At 66.7% G+C, this 17,547-nt stretch carries 14 protein-coding genes; 4 read left to right on the top strand and 10 right to left on the bottom strand.

Going from position 1 to position 17,547, the window contains the following annotated elements:
- Window positions 1-91: 91 nt before the first annotated feature.
- The gene (gene trxA, locus JL37_RS01150) at window positions 92-418 is read left to right on the top strand and encodes a thioredoxin TrxA (RefSeq protein ID WP_006387817.1); all 327 of its coding nucleotides are present in this window, start codon (window positions 92-94) and stop codon (window positions 416-418) included.
- Between the two features lie 117 nt (window positions 419-535).
- The gene (gene rho, locus JL37_RS01145) at window positions 536-1,795 is read left to right on the top strand and encodes a transcription termination factor Rho (protein WP_043541410.1); all 1,260 of its coding nucleotides are present in this window, start codon (window positions 536-538) and stop codon (window positions 1,793-1,795) included.
- Window positions 1,796-1,926: 131 nt separating this feature from the next.
- Here rho and JL37_RS01140 read toward each other — a convergent pair whose 3' ends face one another.
- Window positions 1,927-5,553 (bottom strand): YhdP family protein, encoded by a 3,627-nt coding sequence (locus tag JL37_RS01140; RefSeq protein ID WP_369798510.1) that lies wholly within the window; start codon window positions 5,551-5,553, stop codon window positions 1,927-1,929.
- 201 nt (window positions 5,554-5,754) lie between these two features.
- Here JL37_RS01140 and glnE point away from each other — a divergent pair, with 201 nt between their 5' ends.
- Window positions 5,755-8,535, top strand: coding sequence for a bifunctional [glutamate--ammonia ligase]-adenylyl-L-tyrosine phosphorylase/[glutamate--ammonia-ligase] adenylyltransferase (glnE, locus tag JL37_RS01135; RefSeq protein WP_043541409.1), 2,781 nt, complete (start codon window positions 5,755-5,757; stop codon window positions 8,533-8,535).
- Window positions 8,536-8,625: 90 nt separating this feature from the next.
- Entirely contained in the window at window positions 8,626-9,300 is a 675-nt protein-coding gene (locus tag JL37_RS01130) for an epoxyqueuosine reductase QueH (protein ID WP_043541407.1), read from the top strand.
- 48 nt (window positions 9,301-9,348) lie between these two features.
- Here JL37_RS01130 and JL37_RS01125 read toward each other — a convergent pair whose 3' ends face one another.
- From JL37_RS01125 to JL37_RS01085, 9 genes are all read right to left on the bottom strand, one after another.
- Window positions 9,349-10,302, bottom strand: coding sequence for a helix-turn-helix domain-containing protein (locus JL37_RS01125; protein WP_043541406.1), 954 nt, complete (start codon window positions 10,300-10,302; stop codon window positions 9,349-9,351).
- Window positions 10,303-10,382: 80 nt separating this feature from the next.
- Window positions 10,383-10,907, bottom strand: a complete 525-nt coding sequence (locus tag JL37_RS01120) for a cytochrome c (RefSeq protein ID WP_052096733.1) — start codon at window positions 10,905-10,907, stop codon at window positions 10,383-10,385.
- Window positions 10,904-11,425 carry a methylamine dehydrogenase light chain gene (locus JL37_RS01115; RefSeq protein WP_043541405.1) on the bottom strand — a complete coding sequence of 174 codons (522 nt, stop codon included), beginning with the start codon at window positions 11,423-11,425 and terminating at the stop codon, window positions 10,904-10,906. Before JL37_RS01115 ends, JL37_RS01120 begins: the two co-directional genes overlap by 4 nt.
- On the bottom strand, window positions 11,409-12,047 hold the full coding sequence (mauD, locus tag JL37_RS01110) for a methylamine dehydrogenase accessory protein MauD (RefSeq protein ID WP_043541404.1): 639 nt from the start codon (window positions 12,045-12,047) through the stop codon (window positions 11,409-11,411). Before mauD ends, JL37_RS01115 begins: the two co-directional genes overlap by 17 nt.
- Before the next feature lie 11 nt (window positions 12,048-12,058).
- Window positions 12,059-12,616, bottom strand: coding sequence for a MauE/DoxX family redox-associated membrane protein (locus JL37_RS01105; RefSeq protein WP_043541402.1), 558 nt, complete (start codon window positions 12,614-12,616; stop codon window positions 12,059-12,061).
- Complete coding sequence (locus JL37_RS01100; RefSeq protein ID WP_043541401.1) at window positions 12,613-13,803, bottom strand: amine dehydrogenase large subunit; 1,191 nt, start codon at window positions 13,801-13,803, stop codon at window positions 12,613-12,615. Before JL37_RS01100 ends, JL37_RS01105 begins: the two co-directional genes overlap by 4 nt.
- A 31-nt stretch (window positions 13,804-13,834) precedes the next feature.
- Window positions 13,835-14,716, bottom strand: a complete 882-nt coding sequence (locus tag JL37_RS01095) for a transporter (protein WP_043541400.1) — start codon at window positions 14,714-14,716, stop codon at window positions 13,835-13,837.
- Window positions 14,717-14,788: 72 nt separating this feature from the next.
- Window positions 14,789-16,300, bottom strand: a complete 1,512-nt coding sequence (gene styD / locus JL37_RS01090) for a phenylacetaldehyde dehydrogenase StyD (protein ID WP_043541399.1) — start codon at window positions 16,298-16,300, stop codon at window positions 14,789-14,791.
- Between the two features lie 233 nt (window positions 16,301-16,533).
- Window positions 16,534-17,523 (bottom strand): quinone oxidoreductase, encoded by a 990-nt coding sequence (locus JL37_RS01085; RefSeq protein WP_043541398.1) that lies wholly within the window; start codon window positions 17,521-17,523, stop codon window positions 16,534-16,536.
- Window positions 17,524-17,547 lie beyond the last annotated feature (24 nt).

Here is a 17,547-nt window from a genome sequence, read left to right as displayed (position 1 = left end):
GGTATGCTTTAATCCATTCCACAAACAAGAAAAACGGCAAGGCGCGTCCCTTTTTTGCGCGCCTTTTGCTGCCGAACCGAGAATCACCATCATGAGCGACCAAATCAAGAACGTCAGTGACGCAAGCTTCGATGCCGATGTGTTGAAGTCCGGCCAACCTGTGCTGGTGGACTACTGGGCTGCCTGGTGCGGCCCCTGCAAGATGATTGCCCCGATCCTGGAGGAAGTCGCCACCGAATACGCCGGCCGCCTGACGATCGCCAAGCTGAACGTGGACGAAAACCAGGGCACCGCCGCCAAGTACGGCATCCGTGGCATTCCCACCCTTATGCTCTTTAAAGACGGCCAAGCCGCCGCCACCAAAGTTGGCGCGCTGTCGAAGTCGCAACTCACCGCATTCCTGGACGGCGCGTTGTAAACTGCGTGCTGTGAACGAAGGCGCCGCCCTGGTGGCGGCGCTCATTCAATACCGCGCGAGCCCGTCCGTGGCGCGCCGCCAGAACCCTCCTTTACTTTTCCCCCAACACTCACCGCGATGCACCTCAACGAACTGAAGGCGCTGCACGTCTCGCAGCTGCTGGAAATGGCCGCCGGCCTCGAAATCGAGAACGCCAACCGCCTGCGCAAGCAGGAACTGATGTTCGCCATCATGAAGCGGCGCGCCAAGCAGGGCGAGCAGATCTTCGGCGACGGCGTCCTGGAAGTCCTGCCCGACGGCTTCGGCTTCCTGCGCTCGCCCGAGACCTCGTACCTGGCCAGCACGGACGATATCTATATCTCCCCTTCGCAGATCCGCCGCTTCAACCTGCATACCGGCGACTCGATCGAAGGCGAAGTGCGCACGCCCAAGGACGGCGAGCGCTATTTCGCGCTGGTGAAGGTGGACAAGGTCAACGGCGTGGCGCCCGAGGCGATCAAGCATCGCATCATGTTCGAGAACCTGACGCCGCTGCATCCGAACCGCGTCATCCGCCTGGAACGCGACATCAAGAGCGAGGAAAACCTCACTGGCCGGATCCTCGACGTCTTCGCCCCCATCGGGATGGGGCAGCGCGGCCTGATCGTCGCCAGCCCCAAGTCCGGCAAGACCGTGATGATGCAGCACATCGCGCACGCCATCACCACGAACTACCCCGACGCGGTCATGATCGTCCTGCTGGTGGATGAACGCCCCGAGGAAGTGACCGAAATGCAGCGCACGGTGCGCGGCGAAGTGGTGGCGTCGACCTTCGACGAACCCGCCACCCGCCACGTGCAGGTCGCCGAAATGGTCATCGAAAAGGCCAAGCGCCTGGTCGAAATGAAGAAGGACGTCGTGATCCTGCTGGACTCGATCACCCGTCTGGCCCGCGCCTACAACACCGTGGTGCCGGCCTCCGGCAAGGTGCTGACCGGCGGCGTGGACGCCAATGCGCTGCAGCGCCCCAAGCGCTTCTTCGGTGCGGCTCGCAACCTCGAGGAAGGTGGTTCGCTGACCATCCTGGGCACGGCGCTGATCGAAACCGGCAGCCGCATGGACGAGGTCATCTACGAAGAGTTCAAGGGCACCGGCAACTCCGAAGTCCACCTCGAACGCCGCCTGGCTGAAAAGCGCGTCTACCCCTCGATCAACCTGAACAAGTCGGGCACCCGCCGCGAAGAACTGCTGATCGCGCCGGACCTGCTGCAGAAGGTCTGGGTGCTGCGCAAGTTCATCCACGACATGGACGAGGTCCAATCCATGGAATTCATCCTGGACAAGATGCGCGCCACCAAGACCAACGCCGAATTCTTCGACATGATGAAGAAGAAGTGATCCCCCCGGAAGCGCTGCGCGCTTCCTCCCCGGGGGGGGCGCCGCTACGGACCGGCTGAGCCGGCTCCGTGCGGCCTGGCTCTTGGAGCATCCTCTTTTTATTGCCTTGGGACCGGCGCTCGATCGAGGGCTTAGTTCCCGAGGAAGTCTTCCAGCTTGCCGGGCGCCTCGGGGCGCTTGGTCTGCTTGTCCGCGGCCACGGGCTTGCCGCCCGACTCGATCGGTTCGATCTTGGGATCATCCCAACTGCCGGTCACCGCATATTCCATGGTCATGGCGCGCGCCAGCGGCTGCTTGAGCAGCCATTGGGTCACGAACGCGCCCAGGCCGATCAGCGGATTGACCGCCAGGGCGGTCACCATGGCCGCGCCGCTGGCGTCCAGATTGGGGATCACCACTGCCTTCAGGTCCCAGCGCTCACGGATGATGTTCACGCCCCCCGCCAGCACGATCGCGGCAACGGGCCCGTTGATCTTGTAGCCCTCGGTGGACGCCACGCCGTCCTTGACGTTTACCCGGCCGCGGATCGTGTCGAAGGGAAAGCCGTCTCGCAGCAGATTGGTCGGGTTCACGTCCAGCCTCGCCAGCCGTTGCAGCGACTGCAGGGACAACAGTTCCAGCAGCCGGGCCGTGCGGGAATTGACGTGCATGAAGCGGCCCTTGTCCAGGCTGACGTCGACCTCGCCCGCCAGGTCCTCGATCTTGTGGGTCCAGGGCAGGTTGCGCCACGTCGCCTTGCCTTTCATCGTGCCCTGGCCGCCGGAGACCACCTTTTCGAAGCCGATGCGATCCATGAATTTGCCGATGTCCTCGTATTTCACCGACGCATCCACGGTCAGCCCGCGGTCCGCGCCCTCCAGCCGCCAGTTGCCGGTGGCGTTCAGCGAGGCCGCCTCATTGACGATGGAAAGCTTGTCCAGCCGCCATTGGTGGCCGCGCTCGAGGTTGGTTCCCAGCACCTGGAGCTCACCCAGGTTCTTGCCGTAAAGCCTGAATTCCTTGGCTTGCAGGTCTATCGCGGGTATATCCGACAGGTCGCTGCCGGACGACAGCGCCTCATCGGCGTCGTTGGTGTCGCCCTCGCCGCCCAACGACAGGTGTTTCAGGCGCGCGGTGATCTGCCCGGCGATGGCTCCGGACGCTTCCCGCCACTCCAGCGAACCCGCAGCCTGGCGGGATTGCAGGTCCACACGCCATTGCGCCGGCCCGGGCCGCGTGGCGTAGACGGTCAGATCGTTGAGCGTATAGCCGCTGGTGCGCAGCGTCCCCGCCGCCAGGCTGATGCGTTCGGCCTCGGGCAACATGGGCCGCGCGGCGGCCCTGCTTTTCGCCCCGCCCTTGCCGGGAACCGGGCTGAACCCGTCGGACACTTTTTCCCAAGCGTCCAGGTCCAGTTCCGGCAGGCTGGCGTTCAGGCTGAGCCCCCGCTCCGGCAAGCTGGCCGGCCGGCCGATTCCCAGCGCGCCGCGCGTGAAATAGGAAGATACGCCCTCGGAGGGGGCGCGCTCGAACAGCGCATTGACGCCGTCACCCAGGCTGACGGTAAGCCAGCGCCTGTTCTGGGCGCCCCGGTTCTGGGCAGGGCCCCATTGCACCTTCAGCGCTTGCGAGGCCTGGGCGGGCTTGCCGACCGGGGCGGGCATGTCGATCGCCATGCCCACCAGATCAGACTCGACCGAGATATCCACCGCGCCGCCCCGCTGATAGCCAACCTTGCCCCTGTAGGCGGCCCTGCCCGAAAAGCGCGACATGGACGGCGTGTTGCTCAATTGCGTCAGCGCCGGCCCGGCCAGCGTGCCCTCGAACCGCAGCGCATCCGACCCCTGGGCCAGCCGGCCGGAGATCCTGGCCGGCCCGCCCAGGAATTGGGCCCGGATCTCCTTGGTCTCGACGCCCTTCTCCGAAAACGCCAGGTCGCCGCGCATCTGGCTGAGCATGGGCATTTCCGGCATGAAAGTGAAACTGTTGTCCGCGAACCGGATGCTGCCCTGGACCTCGGTGTCGTCCGTGTTCAGCAGGGGCACCTTCAGCTTCAAGCCCACTCGCCAGTCCCCGGTTCCCCGGGCCTCGTCCAGGGCGCCGTCCAGCAACTCGCCCAGGGGCGAGTTCGCCGACAGCGCCAGGTAGGCCGGCACGCTGCCGGACGTGTCCCCGGTCAGCAGCAGTTCGGAGTTTTCCTCCATATTGGGGATGCTGGCCGACACGGCTCCAAGCGTCACCGTCTGGCCGGCCCCGACGTGGGCCACCGCGCCGCCCGCGCTGTCCAACGCCAGGCTGACCTTGTCGATGCGGAAATTGCCGGACAGGTTCTCCAGCATCGGCCACCCCTTGCGGTGCCCGCGGGCCGGCGCGTAGTCGACCTTGGCGCCGGCATACGCGCCCGCGATGACGAACTCGCCCTGCGAGGCGGGATCGCCATAGGGAAAATCATCCAGGTCGCCCTTGAGGGTGATCGAGGCGGATTGCATCTCGCCGGCCGGCAAGCCGGTCGCCAGCCATTCGCGCGCATCCGCATTGACGTCCAGCGGCAGATAGCGATGAATGGCAGGCATGGAGCCGCGCACCATCGTGCCGCGCATATCGACGCTGCCCGCCGCCGTCTTGCCCTCGCGCTGCCATTGGCCTTGGAAGCGGACGTCGATATCGTCGTTTTCCAGTCGCAACTGGGCAACGTCCACGAACCAATGTTTCGCATCCGGCCCTTTGATGCTGGCGTCCAGCGCGACGTGGCGCGCCCTCACCGTCGGGTCTTCGAACACGCCCGGCAGCGTCACCGCCAGTTGCTCGGCCTTCCCGCTGATGGACACGTCCGCAGCGCCCGGGCTGCGCGCCAGCGGCACGCCATCAAACTGGATGAAATCGCCGGGCAGCCCCTGGATGCGCGCCTGCGCATAACCGGCGTTGAAGCCGGGCCCATCCGCCGCGGCGGACCAGCGCGCGCCCCGCACCGCGGTATCCGCGGTCAGTTCCGTGAACTTCCCCCGCTCCAGCTGCAGCCATGCGCGCGCGCTCACGCGGCCCGCCACCGGAGGCAGATCGAACCAGGGCGCCCAGGCGAGAGGCTCGGCGTCGTCCACTTGCGCATAGAGTTGCCCGCTCCAGTTGCCCGGATTCGCCGAATTCACCGCGAACAGATTGCGGTTGAACTCTCCGCGCAGATCGACGTTGCGCGCCAATGCCTCGCCCGCCCTGGCGCGGAGCACGAAGCGATGCGACAGGCTGCCGTTGCGCGCCAGGAAGTCCACTCCCGAAAGCGTCAGCTCGGGCGCCTGGCGCAGTTCGTCCTGCCAGCGGATGGTGGCGCCGCGGACCCGCAGCTCGCGCTGCGCGCCCAGCCAGCGCAGGGCGGGATGGTCCAGATCCGCTCCATGATCGCTGGCGTTCAGGTCTATGTCCTGGCCGGCGACCCACAGATGGTTGGAGGCGTCGCGCCGCAGCGAAATATCGGGCCGCTCGACCTGCAGGCTGACCAGCTTCGGAGACAGGGCCAGGATGCTGCGCCAGCCCAGCACCGCGGAAACGGACGGCAAGGTCAGCACCGGGGCGACCTCGTCGTCGTAGACCTGGACGGAAGTGAGATCGAGCCGGGGATTCAGCCCTTGCCAGTTCGCATCGATGGCCCCGATCTCGACGCGCGAACCCAGCGCCTGGCTGGCGTACGCTTCGATCTGCGGGCGCCATTGATCTATTCTTGGAAGAACCCAGTACCGCACGCCCAGCACCCCCGCGGCCGCAACGCCGTAGATGGCCAGCGTCACCCAGAACAGGCAACAGAGCGCTTTTCTTGCCGCCGGGCCCGCCCAGGACGAACGGCCCCCTTGGGGGGCGACAGGCCCGCATTGCGGGTCCGGCGTGGAGTCCTTTTTTGAAACAGACACGGATCGGTGGGCAGGAGAATTGTCTTGCGGTATCGTCCCCACTTATACCTGAAACGCGCCCATTCCGCCGCCCCTTTCGCCATGTCCACGCCCTCTCTGCTCGCCCCCGCCCTTGCCTGGTCCGGCCATCTGCGCCGCCGACTGGATGCCCATCCGGACCTGGCCGCCTGGCTCGAACAGGCCGTGTCCCAACCGGTCACGCCCGCCCGCCTTGCCGACTGGCACGCCGAGCTGGCCGGGCCGGACGCTCCCGACGTGCTGCCGGTCGACACCTGCCGCATGGTGTTGCGCAAATTGCGCGAGCGCGTCTTCAATGTGCTCATCGTCCGCGACCTGGCTGGCCAGGCTCCGCTCGAAGAGGTCGTGGGCGCCATGACCGCCCTCGCCGATACCGCCGTGGCCGCGGCATACCGCAGCGTGGCGGCCGAACTGGCGGCCGTCCACGGCGTGCCTCGGGACCCGGCCACCGGCAAGCCGCAGGAAATGTTGATCGTGGGCATGGGCAAGCTCGGCGGCTGCGAACTGAACGTGTCCTCCGACATCGACCTGATCATGCTGTACGGCGAAGAGGGCGAAACCGACGGCCCGCGCCGCATCAGCCATCACGAGTTCTACGGCCGCCTGACGCGGCGCATGATGCCCGTGCTGTCGGAAGTGGACGCCAACGGGCAGGTCTTCCGGACCGACCTGCGGCTGCGCCCCGATGGCGACTCGGGCCCGCTAGCCTGGAGCCTGGACGCGCTCGAGCACTACCTGATCGGCCAGGGCCGCGAATGGGAGCGCTACGCCTGGCTCAAGGCGCGCCTGATTCCGGCCCAGGCGTTCGAAGGCAGCGACAGCGCCGCCCAGGCGCGGCAGCTGGAAAGCCTGCGCGTGCCCTTCGTCTACCGCAAGTATTTCGATTTCGATGCCCTGGCCGCCCTGCGCGCCCTGCGCGAGCGCATCCGCCAGGACTGGCAGCGCCGCGCCCACGCGCGCAGCGGCATCGACAGCGCCAACAACATCAAGCTGGGAGACGGCGGCATCCGCGAAATCGAATTCGTGGTGCAGCTTGCGCAATTGATCCGCGGCGGCCGCATGCCGGCCCTGCAAAAGCGCGGCCTGCTCGAAGCGCTCCATGCAGAGAGCGTCGCGGGCCTGATGCCGGAGGAAAACGCCCGGCGCCTGGAAGAAGCCTACCGCTACCTGCGGCGCACCGAGCACGCCCTGCAATACCGCGAAGATGCGCAGACCCATCTGCTGCCCGGCGATCCCACCCAGCGAGCCGGCCTGGCCGCCGCGCTTGGAATGAGCCCCGAAGACTTCGAAAGCACGCTGGCCGAGCACCGCGAATTCGTCTCGCAGACTTTCCGCAACGTGTTCCGCATCATGGGCATGGGCGAGACCGAGGAGCCGTCGCCCGCGCCGGGCTCCGTGCCGGCCCCGTCCACCGATGACGATCCGGACGACAACTGCGAACTCGCCGCACAGATCAGGCAGGCGTTCGGCGAGTCCGCCCAGGACCTCTTGCGCCGCACCGAAACCCTGCTCAACAGCCACCGGATACGCAGCCTGCCCGAGGGCAGCCGCAAGCGCATGGACGTCCTGCTGCCCGCCGCCCTGCGCGCCGCCCTGCAAACGCCGGCTCCGCTGGAGGCCGCCGTGCGCCTGTTCGACCTGATCGAAAAAATCGCGCAGCGCAGCGCCTACCTGGCCCTGCTGGCCGAATACCCCGACACCCTGGCCCGCGTGGCCCGCATGGTCGCGGCCAGCCCCTGGGCCGCCCAGTACCTGACGCAGCACCCCCTGCTGCTGGACAGCCTGATCGACTGGCGCACCTTGTTCGAGCCGCTGGACTTCGCCCAGATCGCGCGCCAGCTGACCGCGGACCTGGACGCATGCAAGCTGCCCGACGGCGAGCCGGACATCGAACGGCAGATGAACCTGATGCGCGACGTGCAACGCCAGGCCAGCTTCCAGCTGCTGGCGCAGGATCTGGAAGGCGAGCTCACGGTAGAGAAGCTGGCCGACCAGTTGTCCGCGCTGGCCGACCTGCTGCTGACCGAAACCATCCGCCGCGCCTGGCCGCTGGTGAACCGCCAGAAAGGCGCCGATCCACGCTTTGCCGTGATCGCCTATGGCAAGCTGGGCGGCAAGGAGCTCGGCTACGCGTCCGACCTGGACCTGGTGTTCCTGTTCGACGACCCGCGCGAGGATGCCGCCGAGGTCTATGCCAAGCTGGGCCGGCGCATGACCTCCTGGCTTTCGACCATGACCTCCTCGGGCCGCCTGTACGAGGTGGACCTGCGCCTGCGGCCGGACGGCGATGCCGGCCTGCTGGCCGTGTCCGTGGAAGCCTTCGAGCAATACCAGCACAAGCATGCCTGGGCCTGGGAGCACCAGGCGCTGACCCGGGCGCGCCATGCCGCCGGCGACGGAGACATCGGAGCCCGGTTCGAACGTATCCGCGAGGACATCCTCGTGCTGCCCCGGGACGCCGCGGCGCTGCGCGAGGAAGTGCTTGCGATGCGCGAAAAGATCAACGCGGGCCATCCCAATAACAGCCAGCTGTTCGACCTGAAACACGACCGGGGCGGCATGGTCGACGTGGAATTCGTCACCCAGTACCTGGTGCTCTGCCATTCGGGCACGCATCCGGAACTGGTGCGCAACCTGGGCAACATCGCCCTGCTGCGCCTGGCGGGCGAAGCGGGCCTGATCGCGCCGGAGCTCGCCGCCCGCGCCGGCGACGCCTACCGCACGCTGCGCCGCGCCCAGCACCAATTGCGCCTGCAAGGCGTGGAAAAAGCGCGCGTGCCGCCGGACCAGCTGCAGGAGGAGCGGGCCGCCGTGCGCGAGCTCTGGACGGCGGTGCTGGGATGAGTCCTTTCCAGGGGCCGCGCGCGGCAGCGCCGCGCTTGCGGCAACTCGTCGTAAAATAAGGACTTTTCCGCTTTTTCCTGCCTGTCAGCCATGTCCGATCTCGTGCGCCCCAAACTCGACCTGCCCGCCGGCCGCAGCAAAGTGCTGCTGCACTCGTGCTGCGCGCCCTGTTCCGGCGAAGTCATGGAAGCCATGACGGCGTCGGGCATCGATTACTCGATCTACTTCTACAACCCGAACATCCATCCGGTCAAAGAGTACGAAATCCGCAAGCAGGAGAACATCCGCTTCGCCGAACAGCACGGCATCGAATTCATCGACGCCGACTACGACATGGACAACTGGTTCGACCGCGTCAAGGGCCTTGAAGATTCGCCTGAACGCGGCGAACGCTGCACCGTCTGCTTCGACATGCGTTTCGAACGCACCGCGCTCTACGCGCACGAGCATGGTTTCGACACCATCACCAGCTCGCTGGGCATCTCGCGCTGGAAGGACATGAACCAGATCAACGGCTGCGGCGAACGCGCCGCGGCGCGCTACGACGACCTGGTCTACTGGACCTACAACTGGCGCAAGGGCGGCGGCTCCGCCCGCATGATCGAAATCAGCAAGCGCGAGAACTTCTACCAGCAGGAATACTGCGGCTGCGTCTATTCGCTGCGCGACACCAATCGCCACCGCCGGTCGCAAGGCCGCGACCGCATTCACATCGGCGTGAAGTTCTACGGCAAGGAAGACCTGATCAACGACGAGCAGCTCTGACCAGCCGCCGCCGGGGCGGCCCATTGAGCCAGCCGCCCTGTGCAGGCGCTAGCGTTCCTGGCGCCGGCATTCCGACGGCGACACGCCGAAACGCTTGCGGAACGCATGGCTGAAACGCGCGGCGTCTGAAAAGCCGAATCGATAGGCGATGTCGCCTATCGGCCGCGCCGACTGCGCCGCATCGCAAAGCGTGTCGCGGCAGCGCTCCAGCCGGGCGCTGAGGATGAAGTCCGCAGGCGTGGTGGACGCTTGCGCGAACAGGTTGTACAGATACCGCCTGGATACCCGGAAGGCCGCCGCCGCGCTGGCCGGCGACAGCGCCGGATCGTGCAGGTTCTCGAGTATGTGCTGCTGCACGCGGCGCAATTGCGCCTGGCGCAGCTCGGCCTGGTCCTGTTCGGCCAATGCGCCGGCCTGCTCGCTGATATTCAGCCCCATCATCTGCAATATGGCGTTCGCCGCGTCGCGCGAAGCGCTTTCGGACAGGTGCGCGTGCTCGGTCAGCGCCACGCGCAGCAGGTCCATGGCCATGCGCCCGCAACCCTGGCGGGCGCTGAAGCGGCGGGCCACGGCGTTCTGCATGAAGGGCTGCCAGGCTTCGACGTGCTTGCCCGGCACTTGCATCACCAGAAAATGCGCGCCGTCGTCCACATCGACCTCGTACGGCCGGGTCGTGTCGTAGATGCCCCATTCGCCCGGCATCAGCAAGGCGCTGCGCCTGGCCTGGCGGATTTCGCTGCGGCCCGACAACTGCAGCGTCACCTTGTAGCCCGCCGCCATGGACTGGTCGGCCTGCAGCTTGCTGCGGCGCACGCGCTGCGCGCTGCTGCGCAGTTCGCTGACCTGCATCCAGCCCAACGAGTCCACCGCCACGCTGTTGCGGAAACGCGCGGGAAAAACGGCGGACACTTCCAGGGGAACGAAGGTATCGCTGACACTTTCCTGCCAGCTTGCGCAATCCAGGAAATGCCTGGGAGCGCTGCGCAAAAGGGATTGGGACATGGCGACTCCGGAATGCTGACTCTTTCTAGCACCGGGCGGCGGGGCGGAGTATCGGTAACAACCCCTAAGTTGCCGTCCTGCTAGGGTTTTCTGTCGCTGCCATAGGAATAATCAGCCAGATTGAACCCTTGGTCCGACAGCGCCTTCGCCAGCCCGTGCCGCACCGGCACCACGTCTTCGTAGCGGCGCGGCCTGGCAGCCTCGACCTCCTGCTCGGTGTATGGACGGAAATCCGCGGGCAGCTGCGCCGGGCTGAACTCCTCCAGCACCCAGTTCAATACGGCTGCGAGCTCCGCGTTGTCCAGCTGCGATTGTGCGGCGCCCGGCACCCGGATCAGGTATTCGCGGCCCGCCGGCAGGCGCGCGAAGGCGCCGACGGAATCGCGGAAGTCCGGGATCCCGTGGCGGCTGCTGCCGCGGCCGTCCACGCGATGGCAGCCCGCGCACTGCAAGACGTAATCGGCGCGCACGGCCTGCCGCAATTGCGCGGCTGAAGAGCCGTCAGCCGCGCCCTCTCCCGCCACGGCCCGCGTTGCGCAGAGCAGGATGGCGGCGGCCCAACGCCGCCGCCATCCCTTCCCCGCCAGCCGCATGCCGCGCGTCATGGCTTCGGCTTCGCCTTGGCCAGCCCCACGATCACCGAGGTGGTGCAGTGAAAGATGGAGGACTCGTTGGACATGCACCAGTTCACGTCGTTGTGCAGGAACATCTGATAGCCGGGGCGTTCGCGCTCGGCCGACGCGCACATGCATTTGCCGCAGGCAGCCTTGCCGCAGCAGTCGTTGTAGCTGATGAGGTAGTCCTTGCCATCCAGCGGATTGTGGCAGGTTCCCACCCACGACACCGCCGACGGCGAGGTGCCCGGCGGGCAGGAAGTCATGCTGCCGCCGCAGCAGGAACACAGGAAGCCGTCCACCGCGCAATAGCGCCAGTAGTCGCAGGCGGTATCGTCCATCTGCGGCTTCTTGGCGTCTGCGGGCGCCGAACGCGCCACCGGCAGGACGGGCATCAGGAAGGCCGTTCCCACCAGCGCCTTGCCGATGCGGTTGAGCACGCTGCGCCGGGACGTGGCGTGCGCGACGGAGCGCGTGGCGCGCTCTCCAAGTTTATCCAGCCAGTGCATTGCCGCTCTCCTTGCGGGAAATCCGGGTTTCGTCCAGCGGGCCGGCGGCCAGGAATTCCTGCACCGACGCCACGCCCAGTTCCTTGGCCGTGAACAGGCTTTCCAGCTGTTCGCGGGAATTGATCAGGCCCTTTGCGCGCAAGGTTCCCGTCTCGTCGATCAGCACCGCGTAAGGCAGCTTGCTGATCTGGAACTTCATGCCCAGCTCGGCCGAAAGCAGATACGGAAAGCGTTCGAGTCCGGCCTGTTTGTAGAAGGCCAGGTGCTCGGGCATTTCGCCGTCGCTGGCCAGGACGATGCGCAGCCACGCGCTTTCGGTGCCGGCCACCGACTTCAGGATGGGCAGCAGCTTCTTGCAGACCGGGCACGTGGGCGAGAGAAAGAACAGCAGTTGGCTGTGCTGCCCGCGTTCGCCGACGGTGATGCGGCGCCCCAGCAAGTCCGCGAGCTCGAAGTGCGGCGCGGGCTCGCCCACGCCGGGCCCCTTGTCCATCGTCAGCGCGCCCATCGGCGCCACGCGCTCGTAAAGCACGCCGATCTGCCGGGACAGGGCCAGGATGACCAGCACCAGGCAGAGCACCACGCCCCAGAGCAGGAAGTTGGAAATGATCAAGGCATCCATGTGAAACTCCTTCAAAGATTCCGCAGCTTGAGATGCGAAGCCAAGAGGTGATTGGCGATGAAGTACAGGCCCACGGCGGACATCGCAAACCCGAAGACGGCTGCGCCGTCCACCCATTGCAGGCCACGGGAACCGTCCGCAGCGGCGAAGAGCGCGGGCGCCGCCCACGACGCCAGGACCGCGTTGCGCAAGACCAGCCACCAGGACAGTCCCCCGCCCTGCCCGTTGCGCCCGAGGCCGCCGGACGCCGGGCCTGAGCAGCCGCAATCGATGTCGCGGAGGCCGCGAGACAGGTTGAACGCCAGCGCCGCGGTGGCCGCCGCCAGCACGAGGAGGGCCAGTTGCGCGCCCGCCGCCTGGCGCGACGGCGCCAGCAGCAAGGCTCCGGCCGCGGCCTCGGTCAGCGCGTAGGCCCACGCGAAGCCGCGGCTCCACCCCTCCGGCAGGATGCGATAGGCCGCCACCGCAGCGGTGAATCCGGCCATGTCCTTCAGTTTTTCCAGCGCACCGAGAAGCAGCACGCAGGCCAGCGCCGCACTCGCGGCATAGAGTAGGACGGGATCGTTCATGGCGCCCTCCACGGCTGGGGTTCGACCTGAAGCGCGGTCTCGCCCGCGGCCTCGATCGTGCCCTGGAGCGCGGGCGCGGGCGGCGCCGCGTCGTAGATGTTGACGTTGCCGCCGTCCAGCGTGTACAGGCGCGGATGCTCGTCCTGCGACACCGACATCGATAGCGCATTCCTGCCCGGCACCCGCGCCACCCGCTTGTGCGTGGCCAGGTCGTAGACCCAGATCTCGGAAGCGGGCGTCTTGTGCGAGCCCTCCGCGCCATTGGGATGCATGCCCACGTAAAGCCGCTTGCTGGCCTGGTTCACGGCCAGCAGGTTGTAGCCGCCGGGCCGCCAGCCCTGATCCTTGCCGGAGGCGTCCTGCAGCGGCCAGGGCTTACCGAAGACGGCTTCCTTGCCGCTGAAATCGGCGCTGTAGACATTGCCGTTGTAGGAGACGAAATAGAAGGTATTGCCGAGGCTCTCGGTGTGCGTGAAGATCGGATCCTTCTCCGGATCGAACATCGGCTGGCTGCGCTGCTGGCCCGCGGGCTTGCCTGCCGCATCCAGGTCGACGGTAAGCAATGCTCCGTCGCCGCAGATGCTTGCGAAGCTGCGCGGACGCGAAGGCAGGACGATGATGCTCCAGCATCCGGCGGCAGCTGTGATTTCGTCCGCGAATTGCCGCGTCTTCAGGTCCACCACTGTGACCGAGGACGCAGGCGTGGCGTTCTGCACGAACAGCAGCCCGCCATCGGTGCTCTGCCGCAGATAGTTGCGGTAGTTCAGCGCCTGCGCGCGCTTCTGCGGAATGGGCACCTCGAACTTGGGCGTGAGCGTCTCGGCGTCCCAGGCTTCCACCAGGTCGGTCCGTTTGCCGCGGTTGAGCCGCTCGTAGTAGGTCGTCATCACATAGATGTCCTTGCCGTCCGCGGACACGGTCATATGGCCGTTGAACGACGTGGGCACCATCCCCAGGAATTTCCGGGTGTCGCCGTCGTAGATGTTGACCCGGCTGTCAACCAGGTGGTTGAAGACGGCGTCCATCACGTACAGCCTGTGGGGCGTGGCCGGCGGCAGGCGGGTGCCGCCCTTGAGCTCCTCCACGGGCAGGTCCGCCCGGGCAAGCCCGGCCGAGGCGGCCAAGGCGGCGCACAGCGCCCATCGCCCGGCCCGCGATGCGCGTGATCTGGCACGAAGCGCATTCATCGATAGTCTCCTGGTCTCATGATCCGATTTCCTAGAATGCGTAGACGTAGCGCAACTGCACGCCACGCATCCGCGGCCCGTTCTCGACCTTCAGGTCGTGGATGTACTGCATCTGAATCTGGTTGGCGTCGTTGATCTGGTGCGTGAGCTCGACGGCCAGCTGGTGATTGCGCGCCCGGGTGGCGACGGTTTCGCCCGAGGACGTTTCACGGCCACCGGTCTCGTAGCGGTAGCGCACCCCGGTATAGGTGTCGGGGGTCAGGTTGGTCGAGGCCAGGGCGAAGAAGCGGAACGATGGATCCTTCTTCAGCGTCTGCCCGTACCAATCCGTGTTGCGGCCGTAGATTTCCACCTCCGCGATGGCTTCCAGATAGGTGGATTCGCCTATCCCTTTCACGAAGGAAAAATCCTGGATGGTGGACCAGCGGTTCTTGCCGGGCGACACATCGGGGCGCGAGCCGTCGTAGCGGCCCACCGGTGCCACGATGAACGGCTCCCAGGCAAACCAGGTCTTGGTCTGCTCGTTGTTGACGAACCAGATCGCCGTGCCCAGGGTCAGGTCGCCGATGCCCGTCTGGTGGTCGCCCGGCACGCCGGGCAGATCCAGCGAGGTCCGGTACATCGGCAGGATGAATTCGAGCTGCACCGTCTTGCCGTGGAAGTCGCGATAGTGCATCTGGCGGTACACCAGCGCGTTCACGTCGACCGAGGCGCCATCCACGCGATTGCCTTCGGAATACAGCCCCGACGAGCGCAATCCCGCCAGGTATCCGGCGATGAGATTGGTGCCCACCGGCGCGGGTATCCAATCACGCGCGCTGGGATCTCCCGCCCATGCCGCCTGCGACGCTCCCACGCATGCCAACAACAACATCGCATGTCGCCGGATGCGGCGAACCGTCTTGCCTGCCATGCCTTTCCCCTTGGTTCCATGACGGCGCGCCCGCCGGTATCTCCCGGCTTGGGCCGCGCTGCCGTTCCAGTGCTAGTACGCCATGCAAACGGACTTCTTCTCCAGATACAGGTCCAGCACGGCGCGGCCATGCTCGCGGCCGATACCGGATTGCTTGAACCCGCCGAAAGGCATGTTGGGGTCCAGCATGTTGTGCGTGTTCACCCAGATCGTTCCGGCGTCGATGCTCGGGATCAGGCTCTGGACCCGCGCAAGATCGTTGCTCCAGAGGCTTGCGCCCAGGCCGAAGGCGCTGTCGTTGGCCAGCCGCACAGCGTCGTCCAGCGTGTCGAAGGCCTGCGCCACGACGACGGGCCCGAAGATCTCTTCGCGCGCGATCCGGGCGTCCTGCCGCAAATCGGCGAACACGGTGGGCTGCACGAAATACCCCGCGCCCTCGACAGCGCCGCCTCCCGCCAGGACGCGCCCGCCTTCGGCGCGCCCTATCCCGATGTAGTCCATGACCCGCTTCTTGTGGCGCGCCGATACCAGCGGACCGATCTGCGTGGCGGGATCGAACCCCGAGCCCAGCTTCATGCCGGCGGCGAGATCGGCCAGCCCCTGGACGACCTTGGCGTAGAGGCCTTTCTGCACATACAGGCGCGAGCCGGCCGTGCATACCTGGCCCTGGTTGAAGAAAATGGCGGCGGCGGCGCCTTGCACCGCGCGATCGACATCGCAGTCGTCCAACACGATGACCGGCGACTTGCCGCCCAGTTCCAGCGATACCCGCTTCATGCCGTCCATCGCGGCGCGGCCGATCAGCTTGCCCACTTCGGTAGAACCGGTGAACGCGATCTTGTCGATGCCGGGGTGCGCGACCAGCGCCGCGCCGGCCGTCTCGCCCCGGCCCGTCACCACGTTGACCACCCCGGGCGGAAAGCCCGCCTGCAACACCAGTTCAGCCAGGCGCAGCGCGGTCAGGGGAGTTTCCTCGGCGGGCTTGAGCACGACCGTGCAGCCGGCGGCCAGGGCCGGCGCAATCTTCCAGATCGCCATCAGCAGCGGAAAATTCCAGGGAATGATCGCCCCGACCACGCCCACGGGCTGCGGCAGGGTTTGGGCGCTGTAGCGCACGCCTGGCGGAAACGGAATGGATAGCGACAGCGTGTCGCCGGTGATCTTGGTAGCCCAGCCGGCCATGTACCGCAGCCACTGCGCGCCGGACCCGACCTCCAGCCCCTGCGCCACGCCCAGCAGCTTGCCGTTGTTCAGCGTTTCCAGCCGGGCCAGTTCGTTGCCGTGCTGCTCGAGCAGGTCCGCCAGCTTCAGCAGCAGGCGCTCGCGCCCGGCGGGCAGCATGTTGCGCCAGGGCCCGGAATCGAATGCCCGCCGCGCCGCCTGCACGGCCAGGTGGACCTGGGCGGGGCCGGCATCGGGCTGATGCGCGATGACCTCTCCGGTGGCGGGATCATGCACGGCGATGGGTTCGCCCTGCCCTTCGCGCACCGGCTTGCCGTCGATGAGCATGGACTCGCGGATGGCACCCAGTTCCGGGCGGTCGGCCCCGGCGGGGCCGGTGGAGGAAGCGCTTGCAGCAGGCATTCGGAACTCCAACGAATAGGTCGGAGCCAGAATAGCAACGGCGCCCGCCGCTGGCTTGTCGGGCCGTGCATGGCGATTTGTCATTCTGCGCATGGGTGTTGGCCCCCACGCTGCGCATGCTACGCATGCTTGCTGCCCCGCGCACCGCGCCAGGCAAAAAAAGCCCGGCGCGGGCTACGCGCCGGGCCAGGCCGTGCGCGGCTCCGTTCCCGGGGCGCGCCGCGCCTCGCCGATCAGTCCAGCATCAGCACCGTGGCGCCGGTCGTCTTGCGCGACGCCAGGGCGGTCTGGGCCTCGCCGGCCTGCGCCAGGGGATAGCGCTGGTCGATACGCACCTTGATCTTCTTCTTCAGCACCAGATCGAACAACTCTTCGGAAGCGGCCTGCAGCTTTGCCAGCGTGTTCACGTGGATACCCAGCGACGGGCGCGTCACGTACAGGCTGCCCTTCTGGTTCAGCGTCGCCAGGTTGACGCCCGCCACCGGGCCGGACGCGTTGCCGAAGCTCACCATCAGGCCGCGCGGCTCGATGCAGTCGAGCGAGGTTTCCCAGGTGTCCTTGCCCACGCCGTCATACACCACCGGCACCTTCTTGCCGCCGGTGAGCTCCTGCACGCGCTCGACCACGTTTTCGCGCGAATAGTCGATGGTTTCCCAGGCGCCGTTGGCCCGCGCCAGCTCGGCCTTCTCCGGGCTGGAGACGGTGCCGATCAGCTTCACGCCCAGCGCCTTGGCCCATTGGCAGGCGATCAGGCCCACGCCGCCTGCGGCCGCGTGGAACAGGATGGTCTCGCCGCCCTGCAGCCGATAGGTCTGGCGGAACAGGTACTGCACCGTCAGGCCCTTGAGCATCAACGCGGCGGCCTCGTCGAAACCGATGCCCTTGGGCACCTTGACGACCTGCGCGGCCGGCACGTTGCGGGCTTGGGCATAGGCCCCGATGGGGCTCTGGCCGTAGGCGACGCGATCCCCTTTCTTCAGGTGCTTGACGTCGGCGCCCACGGCGGTCACGACGCCCGCGCCCTCGAAGCCCAGGCCATGGGGCAGCGGATGGGGATACAAGCCCGTGCGGAAATAGATATCGATGAAGTTCAGGCCGGCGGCGTGCTGCTGGATCGTGACTTCATTGGCGGCGGGCGGAGGAACTTCCACCTCGACCAGCTTCAGGACTTCGGGACCACCGTGTTGCTCGATACGAATTGCCTTGACGAGATTGCTGGCCATACTGGCCTCCTTTCTATTGGAAAT

It is taken from the genome of Achromobacter sp. RTa (genome assembly GCF_000757485.1).
Classification (GTDB): domain Bacteria; phylum Pseudomonadota; class Gammaproteobacteria; order Burkholderiales; family Burkholderiaceae_B; genus Achromobacter.
Note: the sequence above shows the minus strand (reverse complement) of the source record. Positions and strands in the feature narration are given on the sequence as shown.